Genomic DNA, 12,432 nt, shown 5'->3' with positions numbered 1-12,432 from the left:
AGTATCAATAAATTGCGGGCTAAGTAGTTTTGGTTTGTGTTTTTTTTATGGCTAGGAATGAGTGAATAGCGATTGTTAAAATGATTACCACTCCTCCCTGAATTGTCTCCATTGAAGGCTGTTCTTTAACAACCATCCACACCCAAATGGGTCCCAATACTGTTTCCATTAGAAAGAATAGATTTACCTCAGCTCCTGTTATGTATCTTGGAGCTAGTGTTACCAACACAAAAGGAATGGCCACACAAAGGATACACATCGCTGGAATGATATAAATATCATTGTCTTTTAGCTCAAACGTATCGATAAAGAATAAAGCTACTAATGCTACGACTAGTTTACCGACCACAGCTGAAGGAACTAGGTTAAGGCTTTTACCAGCTCTGATGATTGTTGCTCCTGCAGCGAGACCGCATGCAGTAATAAAACCTAAAATATCTCCAAAAATATTTCCTAATTTCACTGAGTCGTAAAATATATAAAGAACACTTAAAAACGTAATTGCAATAGCAACTAAAGTATTTCGATCTGGTTTTTCTTTTAAAAATATTGCACCAAAAATAGCAGATAACATTGGTGCAAGTGCAATCATAACAAGTGTGTTTGCAACATTTGTGTTTTGAATTGATAGTACAAAAGTAATATTGGTAATGGAAAACGTAACTATATAAGCAACACCATAAATTGAATTTCCATAGAGTAATTTAAAAAAACTTGATTTGTAAATAAACAACATTCCAGCAAATACAGTTACAAATGGAATGATACCTCTATAGAAAACTAATCCCCAAGTATCTACATTTGAAAGCCTAATAAATAAACTATCAGGAGTGATAAACATCACTGCAACAAAAGCCATTAAAGAACCTTTTTGTTGATCTGTTAAATTGTTCATGCCTTTAATTCTTTCCAAAAAGTTTTTGCTAAATTTATTCCTGATAAATCAAAAAAAGTTTTAAGACCTGTAGGGGAAGTAACATTGATATCTCCATTTAATTTTTGATCTATAAAATCAATCCCTGCAAAATATATATTTTCTTTTTTTAAATCTTTTGCAATTAATTTTGAAATTTTATTTTCTTGCTTAGTTAAATTGATATTAATTGGTTTAGCGCCTTTGCTCATATTGCTTAAATAAGATCCCTTCTTAGGAACTCTAGAAATTGCACCACAAACTTTTCCATTAATTATAAAAACTCTTTTGTCTCCTTTATTAATCTTAGGTAAAAATTTTTGACACATGATATGATCATGTTTTTTAATAAATTTATTAATAAGTTTTGAATTAAATTTATTTAATAAGTGAATATCATTACCACTATAACTATGAATAGGTTTGATAATTACTTTCTTATGTTTTTTAATAAAATTTTTGATTTCATTTATATCCTGAGAAAAAAGTGTATCAGGCATATATTTCAAATATTTTGTTGAATATAACTTTTCAGAGATGTTTCTGATAGATGTTGGGTTATTGATTATTTTAACTTTATTTTTAATAAAATCTAAAATGTAAGTAGTTGAAATATATTCTAAATTAAATGGCGGATCTTGACGGATTAAAATAAACTTACATTTTGCAAGGTCTAAAGTTTGTTCTTTAATGATTTTGTAAAATTTCTTGTTTTGATAATTGAACTTAATGAAAGAACCTTTAGCTATAACTTTTTTGTTAATTATTGATAGATCTTTTGGATCATAATAAAAAATCTTATATTTGTTTTGTATTTCGTTAGCTAAAAAAGCACTAGTATCAGTTACAGGGTTTAAGGAAGAGGGATGGTTGCCTTGAACAGCTACTATTTTATTTGTCATATAATTCTTCTAAATTTTCATCTTTCGAAAATTTACTAATCATATGATCTGCATTTGTAGTCTTATTATCAACTACATTTTGCAAATGATTTAAGAAGATAGTTTCGTTATTTCCTTTTTTACTAATGACATCTCTTTTCTCTAATCCTTTTCTAGAAATGTTCAAAAGAGCAGAAGTCCAATACAATAAGTCTTTACCCATTAATTGAGTATTAAATCCTTTTTGTGGAGCTTCTAGATAAGCATTAATTATTTTGTCCGTTTCCCATGAAGAGACTAATTCGTATGCTTCATCTAAATTTCCATATAACATACCAATATTAAAAGCTGGTCCAGCACATAGGCAATCCCAACCACAGGTATCCATTGATCTAAGTTCAATATACTTCTTCAGTCTGTTTTCAGTGAAGATTGTACTTAAGTGAGTTGTAAGATCAGTTTCTGTTGGAAGTCTATTTCCTATTTCTTCAATTTTTCCATCCATAAAATCTTTAAATGTATATTTCCTTCCTGAAATATACTGATCATTATGTTGAATGAATAAAATTGGAAAGTTCATGACAAATTCTGCATATTTCTCAAAATCTAAATTTTCAAAAAATAACTTAGGCAAACCTCCTCTTGAAGTGCTTTGCCATACTTTAGATCTATAAGATAAATAATTACTGTTCTTTTTTTCAACGATTGATGAGTTTGCAAATAGTGCAATTGAAATTGGAACAATAGAATTAGCTAATTTAAATTTTTTAATAAAATCTTCTTCTGAATTGTAATCAATATTTAATTGTGTTCCACACGTTCGATACATCATGTCTAAACTAAGCTCTCCACCTAGTGGCATGACTTTTGTCATTAACTCATAACGTTGCTTAGGATTGTCTGGAATATCTTCTAATTTTGAAATAGGATCAAAACCTGCACTAACTATTTTGATATCTAATTTTTTAGTAACTTGTTTTAATTCAAATAAATAGTCTTGAGACTCTGCACATGCTTCATGCATATGGTTTAACTTATCACCTGATAATTCAATTTGGTTACCAGGTTCTAGTGTAATATTTTTACCAGCTTTATTTAAACCAATAATGTTTTCTTTTTCAAAAACAGGGTTCCAGCCAAACTCAGTTAAGGCTGTAAACATTTCTTTTACCTTTAGGTAATCAATTCTTTTATTGTCTTTAGTATTGAATAAAAACTTTTCATGTTCGATACCAATTCTAAAATCTTTATCTTCTTTGATACCAGATTTAAAATATTCAATAATTTTCTCTTTATTGTTAATCATGCGTTTTAGATAGTGGATTTTAATTTAATTTAAAGTAAAGAATAGGGCTTTCTTGAGAATATTTTTCTCACCATTGGCGCAAATTCCTCTAATTTCATACTTTTATAGTCTGGATCAAAAGACGCCTGGTCCCATTTCTCACAAAACTCTACAGCATCGTTAAAATATTTATGATCTTTATATTTATCTCTTTGATTTTGATTCTTTCCAAGATGATGCGCGTAATAATACATTTGAAACTCACCATGCTTTTGAATGATCCAATGTGTTTTTTCTGAAACATAAGGTTTTAAAACTGAAGCTGCATATTCTGAATGATTAACAGGAGCTAACTCGTCTCCAATATCATGTAACAAAGCTGCAACTACCATTTCTTCATCTGCATTATCTTTAAAAGCTCTTGTTGCAGTTTGAAGAGAGTGTTCAAGTCTAGTTATTTTGTATCCCTCTAAAGTAGAATTTAATCCACTCATAAATTTTAATATTCGATCAGCAGTACCATCAATATATTTTTGCTCATACTCATCAAGCAACAAGTACTCATCCTTGGTTCCATTTTTCATTTCAGTAAAATTTACTGTTTTCATATTTTAATTATTAGATGCTGTACTTAATAAAGAAAGTTGAGTTATTTTATTATCACCCAATTCATCAACAGGTTTAACTGGGTAATCACCAGTAAAATAATGGTCAGTTAATTGAGGGTAAGTTTCATTTCTTTTGTCAAAACCAATTGCTCTATATAATCCATCAATAGATAAAAATTTAAGTGATTTTGCTCCTATGTATTCACAAATTTCGTCATTAGTTTTATTTGCTGCTAATAACTCTTTTTTAGTTGGGGTATCTACACCATAAAAATCTGGATATTTGATCTCAGGACAAGCAATTCTAACATGAACTTCTTTTGCACCTGCATCATATAGCATTTTAACAATTTTATATGAAGTAGTTCCTCTCACTAGCGAGTCATCAATTAAAATAATTTTTTTATCTTTAATAGTGCTTTGGTTTGCATTTAATTTTAATTTTACACCCAAACTTCTAATTTGCTGACTTGGCTCAATAAAAGTTCTTCCAACATAGTGATTTCTAATTAAACCATGTTCAAAATTCATTTTTAAGTTTTGAGCAAAACCGAGAGCTGCAGCATTACCTGAGTCTGGTACAGGAACAACTATATCTGCTTCAACATCATTTTCTTTTGCAAGTTCTTTTCCTAAATTTTTTCTATGCTCATAAGCTGTTTTATTATCAAGTAAGCTATCTGGTCTTGAAAAATAAATATACTCAAACACACACGGTCTTACTTTTTTAGGAGGGAAGGGCTTTATACTAGTTAGTTCATCATTTTCAATTAACACTATTTCACCGTTCTCTACTTCTCTTATAAATTTTGCTCCAATAATATCTAATGCACAAGTTTCAGAAGCTAGCACATAGCTACTTCCTAGTTTTCCAATCATCAATGGTCTAATTCCATAAGGATCTCTTACACCTATTAGAGATTTTTGTGTCATCATTACCAAAGCATATCCTCCTTGGATTTGGAATATTGCATCAATAACTTTATCAATTGTTTTTGATCTTTTAGATTTAGCAATTAACTGAACAATAGTTTCTGTATCAGAAGTAGTATAAAAAATTGCTCCTTCTTCTACGAGTTTGTTTCTTAAAGATATTGAATTTGTTAAGTTTCCGTTGTGAGATACCCCAATTCCACCTGCATTAGTATCTGCAAAAAAAGGCTGGATGTTTCTTAAAATATTGTTGCCAGTAGTGCTATATCGATTATGTCCAATAGCATAATTACCTTTAAGGTTTTTTAAAACTTTTTCTTTATTAAAATTATCTCCAACTAAGCCAAATCTTTTTTCCGAATAATATTTTTCGCCATCAAAGGTAACAATTCCACAACCTTCCTGGCCTCTATGCTGAAGTGCGTGCAAACCTAAAGCTGTTAATGCAGAGGCATCTTTTGCATTGCTTATGCCAAATACTCCACATTCTTCTTTTAGTTTTGGATCAAATATCTTCAATTTTTTCTTTAGATTCTTGATATGTTTTTTCATTAGGAAATTCTTCAACAAGATAACTACTACCTTTTTTCAAATATGGAAAGACGTATGATTTATCTAAATTAATTGGCCATTTATCGTAGTTATAAACAATATGTACTCCAGAAAAAATTGATACACATACAATATATGCTTTAACAAACCCAAAAAAGAATCCGAAGGTAGTATCCAAGCCACCAATGCCAGTATATTTTATTGCTTTACTGATACCTTTGTTAACTAATAAGACTAAAAAGATAACAACTATAAATATTGCAATTCCAAGTCCAACATCGAGAACATATTCGTTGTCGATTATATCTTTTACATAAGGTTTTATACGTGGAAATAAAATTAGTGTAATAACGTAGGCCAAGAGCCATTTTGCCATTGAAAGTATGCTTAAGACAAACCCTTTTCTGTAACAACTAATTAAAGACCATATGGTTACTGCGATATAGATTAAATCAATAATAGAAGATGCTTCAAAAAAATCTTTAAGAGCATCTACCATTAAGCATCTTTACCAAAAGGTTTAACTACCAATATCAAAGCAGGCAGCAAAGTTAAGACTGATATCATTGCAAGTAACATTGCAAGACCTGTAAACATTCCAAAATAGATAGTTGGTATAAATTTAGACAATACTAAAATTGAAAAACCAAAAACAATTGTGATCGAGGTATTTAAAATTGCAACTCCAACTGTTGAATGACAAGTTTTTAATGTCTGGTTGTAATCTTTAAGTTTATTGAATTCTTCTTTGAACCTATAGATATAGTGAATACTATTATCAACAGCTATACCGATTGTAATTGCAGCAATTGTGATAGTCATCATATCCAATGGTATTCCTAGCAAACCAATAATCCCCAAAATAAAGAATGCAGCTATAAAATTTGGAACAACACCTATTAATGAAAGTTTTATATTTCTAAATAAAATAATGAACATTGAGAAAATACCAATCATAACCAAACCAAGTGTCAAAATTTGTGACTTAAACAAACTTTGTAATAAATTGTTAAATAATATTAATACGCCTGCTAATTTATAATCATCTTTTTCTAATCCTAATTCATTTTCTAGATCAAAATTTATTTTATTAATTAAGTCATTTCTTCTTAAATTTTCTTGCGAGTCTATTATTCTAAGACTTATTCGAGCTTCATTATTTTCTATGGATAAGTATGGATCAATTATCTCTGTTTTAATACTTTCAGGTATCTTTGAGTATAATACTCCCATCTCTAAAGTACCAAGTGGGTTGTTATTATTTAGTTGTGTTGCAACATCAATAATTGACGAAAAAGATAAAACTTTACCAACTTGTGGAAGACTATCTAAATAATTATGAACAGATGCAATTCTATCTATCTTATCCTTAGTAAACCAATATTTTTCATCATTAGTATCTTCTTCATCTCCCCAATCTTCAAACTCATCATCATCCTCTGATTTCTTTTCTTCTTTTTTAGGAAACTTTAAAATAACTTCTAAAGGTGTAGTTCCACCAAGTTCTTCATCAATTAGCTTCATTCCTTTGTATATTTCAGTATTTTTATCGAAATAATTTATAAAGCTATTCTCAACTTCGAGTTTGCTAATTCCAACTACACTTAAGACAATAATAATTCCAGTTGCAGAAAAAATTGTAAATTTATTATTTAAAGAAATTGAACCAAGTATTGATGTAATTTTAGAATCTTGTTCTTTTTTTAGAGATACATTTCCTGTTGAAGTAAAACTTAAAAGGGTAGGCAGTAAAGTAAAAGTAATTATAAAAGATGTAATCAAACCAAAAGTCATCATCCATCCAAAATCTATAATTGGTTTAATTTCACTAAAGATTAAAGACAAGAAAGCCAAAATTGTTGTTAAAACTGTATACAATATAGGCCAAAACATTTTGCTAGTTGTTAGAGAAATGATTTCAAAGTTGTCTTTTGATGGAAAATTTTTTTTAAGCTGAAGAAACCTGGTATTCATATGAATGTTCATTGCCATTGTAAGAATAAGCATTAAGGCAATAAAGTTTGATGAAATAACAGTTACTTTCCACCCAAGTAATCCAAGTAGACCCATCATAATAATTACAGAGAAAAAACAACTACTAATAGGAACTACAATCCAAATTAGATTTCTAAATACAAACCAAAGAGTTGCTATGATAAATAATAAAACTCCAATACCAAACACAATGATATCACTTTTAATAAAAGTCATCATATCATCTGCGATCATTGGAATTCCACCTAAGTAAATTTTTCCAACATCGCCATAACTTTGAATTACTTGTCTTATCTCTAAAATGTTTTGATGATTTTGTTTTTTGATTTGATCTTTGTAATTTTCAATTTCTTCTCTAGATTTATTTTCAATATCTTCTAATTTTTTATTTTGTTTGATGTTAACAATGATCCCGCTTGTCTTACCATCTTCACTTATTACAAAATTCCTAAAAACAGGACTATTTAAAATTTCACTAAATCCTCTTTCTCTGTCCACCTCTTCATCTTTTAAAGTTTTAAAGCTTTCTAATCTTTCCTGAAGTGGTGCATCTGAATTATTTAAAAGTGGTATATCTAAAAGCGTAATAACACTATGAACCCAATCTAAACTTTGAATTTTGTATTTTATACTCAACAGATTATTTATTGAGGAGTCTGTCACCATTCCTTCATTAGGAGTATAGGTGAGAACTAAAAATTCTTTAGACCCGTATCTTTCAGTAATTTCTTGCAGGTATGCGAGATCTGGATCTCCATCAATTAATAAGGTTTCTGATGAAGCATCTAGTCTAAAGTCTTTTGAATAATAACCAAAACTTAGAATAGAAATAAGAAGCAATACAAATATTGCCTTTGGGTTCTTTAAAACTAAGTTTTGATACATTTGAGCTAACATTAGCTCTTTTATATTGGAAATTAATTAGTTTGAGTATCTTTAAATTTCGTAAATCTTTCCTCAAACTCAAGTGTTATATTACCAATTGGACCGTGTCGTTGTTTCCCAATTATAATTTGTGCTAAGTGTGCTACCTCATTCATTTTAGCTTGCCATTCAGCATGTTCTACAGTTGCTTCTCTTGGCTCTTTTCTAGATAGATAATATCCTTCTCTATAAACAAACATTACAACATCTGCATCTTGCTCGATCGAACCTGATTCTCTTAAATCTGCTAATTGAGGTTTGTGGTCATCTCTTTGTTCAACTTGTCTTGATAACTGCGATAAAGCAACAACTGGAACAGCTAGTTCTTTTGCTATTGCTTTTAGCCCTTGCGTAATTTGAGAGATTTCCTGAACTCTACCATCTTTATTATAAGTTGTTCCCCTCATTAACTGAATATAATCAACCACGATCATATCTAATCCAAACAGTCTTTTAATTCTTCTTGCTCTATTACTTAGTGCTGCAATGCTGATAGCCGGTGTTTCATCTATATAAAGTGGAAGTTCAGCTATATTTTTAGAAGTCTCAAGAAATTTATCAAATTGATCATCAGAAATTCTTCCTCTTCTTATATCGTTTGAGCTAATTCTTGCTTGTTCTGAGATAATTCGAGTAGAAAGCTGTTCAGATGACATTTCTAAAGAGAAAAAAGCTATAGAAGATTTTTTACCACTATCTTGTAATTTTTGTGCAGCATTGAATGCAATATTTGTAGCAAGTGAAGTTTTCCCCATTGATGGACGACCTGCAATAATGATTAAATCAGATTGGTGCAAACCTCCAAGTTTATCATCTAAGTCTCTGAGCCCTGTTGGAACCCCAACAATTCCTTCTTCATTTTTATATGCAGCTGAAGCCATCTCTATAGTTTGTTTCATGGCATCGTCAAATTTAATAAGTGAGGAGCTAAAAGATCCCTTTTCAGCTAAATCAAATAATTGTCGTTCAGAATTCTCAATTATAGTTTGACCACTAGTATCAAGATCATTCAATTTTGCACTATCGATAGTTTCTTCAGAAATTTTGATCAGCTCTCTTCTGACAAACATATCGTATATAATTTTTGAATACTCTACTGCTTGTCTTACAGATGTAGAAAACTTAGTTACTTTTACCAAATACTCTGGAACATTGATGTCATCTTTTTCATCTTCAAAATAATTTTTCAAAGTTATGGGATTAGCAAGCATACCTTTGTAGATAAGACTTTCGATAGCTTCAAAAATCTTTTGATGCATAGGATCGTAAAAGTTAATAGAAGAAACAATCGTATTTACTTCATCAAAAATATCATTACTAACCAGTATCGAGCCGATTACAGCTTGTTCAGCTTCAATGTTATTTGGTAATTCTTTGAATTTGTCTTTAACTATACTTAAGTTATTTTCCATAAAATAAACTTACAAAAAAAAATTTATTATTTAAATTTTAAATTTCAGCTGTTGAAAAGAATGTATAATTATTGAATTGTATCTGCTGATGTAACATTAACAACTATCTCAGCATCAACTTCAGAGTGTAAAGAAATTTTAACTTTGAATTTTCCTAAAGATTTAATTTCTTCAACTGGTTGTATCATTGAAGGTTTGATCTCAATTTTGTTTTCTTCTTGAATAAGTTTTGAAATTTCAGTTGGTTTTACTGAACCATAAAGTTCATTGTTTTCAGTGCTTAGTTTTTGAACTGAGTATTCTTTATTATTGATTTGTTCCGCTATCTTAGCTGCTTCTTGTTTTCTCTCATTATCTTTTTTAGATAATTCTGCTTTTATTTTTTCTACTTCTTTAATATTTTCTTTGGAGGCATAAAGAGCTTTTTTGTTTGCAATCAAAAAGTTTCTAGCAAAACCTCTTTTTACATCTATTACCTCTCCAACAGATCCAATTCTTTTAACGTTTTCTAATAAAATTACTTTCATTATATCAAAGCTAGGTTTCTTGCTCTTTTAATCGATAAAGATAATTCTCTTTGTTTTTTTTGAGAAACGTTTGTAATTCTTGAAGGTAAAATTTTTCCATTTTCAGAAACATATCTTTTTAAAAGTTTGATATTTTTATAATCAATTTTAGGTGCTCCTTTTACTGAAAGTGGGCAAGTCTTTTTAAATTTATATTTGTTTGGTTGAAAAATACTTAACTTTGCAAAGTTACTTTGTTTTCCTTTTTTATTTCCACTTTGTCTTTTTGGCATTAGTTTTTGGTACTTTCTTTGTTTTCACTATCTTCTTTTTTTCCAAAGTAATTAGCATCTAAATCAAATTCTTTTACTCTAACAGTTAGATACCTTAATAATTTTTTATCAATAGCTTCATTTTTCTCTAACTCTTCAACTACTTTACCTTTACCTTTAATTTTAAAGTGAATGTAACTTCCTTTTTTATTTTTCTTGATTAGGTAAGAAAGGTTTAGAAGGCCCCAGTTCTCAGTTTTTACAACTTTACCCTCATTTTTTTCAACAATTTTTGAATATTTTTCAGTTAACTGCTTTAACTCACTTGGAGATGTATCTTGTCTAGCTATTATAGTATGTTCGTATAAGTTCATTTATGTTCTTTAATAAAAAGTGAGGATATACTATTATAAAAGTTCAATTACAATAGATAAAAACACAAAATTATTAATATTTTTATATGTTTTCAGTAATATTCCCGGGTCAAGGATCTCAAATAGTTGGAATGGGAAAAGAGTTTTATGACAAATTTGAGCTTGTGAAAAGCCTATTTAAAGAGGCGGACGAGACACTAAATTATTCAATTTCAAAGCTAATATTAGAAGGACCTAAAGAAGAGCTTGATTTAACAGCAAATACACAACCAGCAATTTTTTTAATAAGCTATTCTATATTTAACGTTATTAAAAAGGAATTTAATATTGATTTAAATGAAGCAAAGTATTTTGCTGGTCATTCTTTAGGAGAGTATTCTGCTTTATCTTGCGCTGGATATTTAAACTTTGCAGAAACATTAAAAATTTTAAGAATCAGAGGCGATGCTATGCAAAATTCTGTACCAAAGGGTGAGGGTGGTATGGTTGCAGTGCTTGGATCAACTGTTGAAATAATAGAAAAAATAATAAATGACAATGAATCTAAATTTAAAGCACAAATAGCAAATGATAATTCAGAAGGGCAAATTGTTTTGAGTGGAAAAACTCAAGATTTAGAAAAATTAATTGAGGTACTAAAAGAGAATTCAATTAAAAATATAAAACTTCCAGTTAGTGCTCCTTTTCACTGTAGCCTTATGAGCAAAGCAACTGAGATTATGACAGAAGAATTAAGTAAAATTTCATTTTCTGACGGGAGCAACAAGTTGATATCAAATGTAACAGCTGAGGTGATTTCAAATACTGAAGATTTAAAATCACTATTAATAAAACAAATTGAAAATAGAGTAAGATGGAGAGAGAGTGTCTTAAATATAATAAATAATGATGTAGATCATTTTATAGAAATTGGACCTGGGAAAGTTCTGTCAGGTTTGGTAAAAAGGATTAATAAAGAAGTTAAAATTAATACGATAAACAGTCTAGAGAATATAGAAAATTTAAAAATATGAATGATTTAAAAGATAAAAATATAATTGTTACAGGTGCATCTGGAGGAATAGGAAATTCAATTGTAAAAAAATTAAATGAAAGTGGTGCTAATATTTTAGCTTCGGGAACAAGAATTGAGAAACTTGAAGAATTAAAAAAAGAATTTGAAAGAATAAATATTTTGAAGTTTGATATATCTCAAAGTGAAAAAATTGATGAATTTATTGAAAATGCAACAAAAGAATTGGGTGGTAGTTTAGATTGCATTGTTAATAATGCTGGAATTACTCAGGATAATTTAGCTATTAGAATGAGTTTAGACGAATGGAAAAAGGTAATTGATATTAATTTAACTTCAACATTTTTGATGAGTAAATTCGCCATAAAAAAAATGTTAAAAAATAAATCTGGAAAAATTGTTAATATTACTTCTGTTGTTGGCCATACAGGAAACTTAGGTCAAGCTAACTACACCGCGTCAAAAGCTGGAATAGTGGCAATGTCAAAAAGCTTAGCAATTGAATATGCTAAGAAAAACATCAATGTTAATTGTATCTCTCCAGGATTTATTAAAACTGCAATGACAGATAAGATAGATGAAAAGTTTAAAGAAACGATTATATCAAAAATACCCTCAGCACGTCTCGGAGAGCCTGATGATATTGCAAATGCTGTTAGTTTTTTATGCTCTGATCAATCCAGCTACATAAATGGCGAAACATTGCATGTTAATGGTGGCATGTATATGGCTTGACAAAATAGCTTTTTAAACTATTAACGAAAT

The 12,432-nt window shown here is 29.3% G+C and carries 13 protein-coding genes; 2 read left to right on the top strand and 11 right to left on the bottom strand.

The genetic code is table 11. The annotated features are described in order from the left end of the window. Positions 1-19: 19 nt before the first annotated feature. The 11 genes from ACTTA6_RS04225 to rpsF all read right to left on the bottom strand — a co-directional run bounded on the left by ACTTA6_RS04225 (position 20) and on the right by rpsF (position 10,655). Complete coding sequence (locus ACTTA6_RS04225; RefSeq protein WP_440614657.1) at positions 20-895, bottom strand: DMT family transporter; 876 nt, start codon at positions 893-895, stop codon at positions 20-22. Further along, positions 892-1,815 carry a glutathione synthase gene (gene gshB, locus ACTTA6_RS04220; protein WP_440614656.1) on the bottom strand — a complete coding sequence of 308 codons (924 nt, stop codon included), beginning with the start codon at positions 1,813-1,815 and terminating at the stop codon, positions 892-894. Before gshB ends, ACTTA6_RS04225 begins: the two co-directional genes overlap by 4 nt. Further along, a complete protein-coding gene (locus ACTTA6_RS04215; RefSeq protein WP_440614655.1) occupies positions 1,805-3,100 on the bottom strand; it encodes a glutamate--cysteine ligase in 1,296 nt (431 codons plus the stop codon). Before ACTTA6_RS04215 ends, gshB begins: the two co-directional genes overlap by 11 nt. Positions 3,101-3,129: 29 nt before the next feature. Next, on the bottom strand, positions 3,130-3,687 hold the full coding sequence (locus ACTTA6_RS04210) for an HD domain-containing protein (protein ID WP_440614654.1): 558 nt from the start codon (positions 3,685-3,687) through the stop codon (positions 3,130-3,132). 3 nt (positions 3,688-3,690) lie between these two features. After that, the gene (gene purF, locus ACTTA6_RS04205) at positions 3,691-5,172 is read right to left on the bottom strand and encodes an amidophosphoribosyltransferase (protein ID WP_440614653.1); all 1,482 of its coding nucleotides are present in this window, start codon (positions 5,170-5,172) and stop codon (positions 3,691-3,693) included. Next, positions 5,126-5,671 carry a CvpA family protein gene (locus ACTTA6_RS04200; RefSeq protein ID WP_440614652.1) on the bottom strand — a complete coding sequence of 182 codons (546 nt, stop codon included), beginning with the start codon at positions 5,669-5,671 and terminating at the stop codon, positions 5,126-5,128. Before ACTTA6_RS04200 ends, purF begins: the two co-directional genes overlap by 47 nt. Continuing rightward, on the bottom strand, positions 5,671-8,064 hold the full coding sequence (locus tag ACTTA6_RS04195) for an efflux RND transporter permease subunit (RefSeq protein WP_440614651.1): 2,394 nt from the start codon (positions 8,062-8,064) through the stop codon (positions 5,671-5,673). The genes ACTTA6_RS04200 and ACTTA6_RS04195 overlap by 1 nt, the downstream gene beginning before the upstream one ends. Positions 8,065-8,084: 20 nt before the next feature. Next, a complete protein-coding gene (locus ACTTA6_RS04190; RefSeq protein ID WP_440614650.1) occupies positions 8,085-9,503 on the bottom strand; it encodes a replicative DNA helicase in 1,419 nt (472 codons plus the stop codon). Positions 9,504-9,571: 68 nt separating this feature from the next. Continuing rightward, entirely contained in the window at positions 9,572-10,030 is a 459-nt protein-coding gene (rplI, locus tag ACTTA6_RS04185) for a 50S ribosomal protein L9 (protein ID WP_440614649.1), read from the bottom strand. After that, positions 10,030-10,302, bottom strand: a complete 273-nt coding sequence (gene rpsR, locus ACTTA6_RS04180) for a 30S ribosomal protein S18 (RefSeq protein WP_440614648.1) — start codon at positions 10,300-10,302, stop codon at positions 10,030-10,032. The genes rplI and rpsR overlap by 1 nt, the downstream gene beginning before the upstream one ends. Beyond that, a complete protein-coding gene (gene rpsF / locus ACTTA6_RS04175; protein WP_440614647.1) occupies positions 10,302-10,655 on the bottom strand; it encodes a 30S ribosomal protein S6 in 354 nt (117 codons plus the stop codon). Before rpsF ends, rpsR begins: the two co-directional genes overlap by 1 nt. Before the next feature lie 86 nt (positions 10,656-10,741). Between rpsF and fabD the strand changes: the two genes are divergently transcribed. Both fabD and fabG read left to right on the top strand, forming a co-directional pair. Then, positions 10,742-11,668 carry an ACP S-malonyltransferase gene (gene fabD, locus ACTTA6_RS04170; protein ID WP_440614646.1) on the top strand — a complete coding sequence of 309 codons (927 nt, stop codon included), beginning with the start codon at positions 10,742-10,744 and terminating at the stop codon, positions 11,666-11,668. Continuing rightward, a complete protein-coding gene (gene fabG, locus ACTTA6_RS04165; protein WP_440614645.1) occupies positions 11,665-12,402 on the top strand; it encodes a 3-oxoacyl-[acyl-carrier-protein] reductase in 738 nt (245 codons plus the stop codon). The genes fabD and fabG overlap by 4 nt, the downstream gene beginning before the upstream one ends. The last annotated feature ends 30 nt before the right edge of the window (positions 12,403-12,432 follow it).

The organism is Candidatus Pelagibacter sp. HIMB1636, assembly GCF_052047675.1.
Taxonomy (GTDB): domain Bacteria; phylum Pseudomonadota; class Alphaproteobacteria; order Pelagibacterales; family Pelagibacteraceae; genus Pelagibacter.
This window is presented reverse-complemented; position numbering and strand designations above follow the sequence as displayed.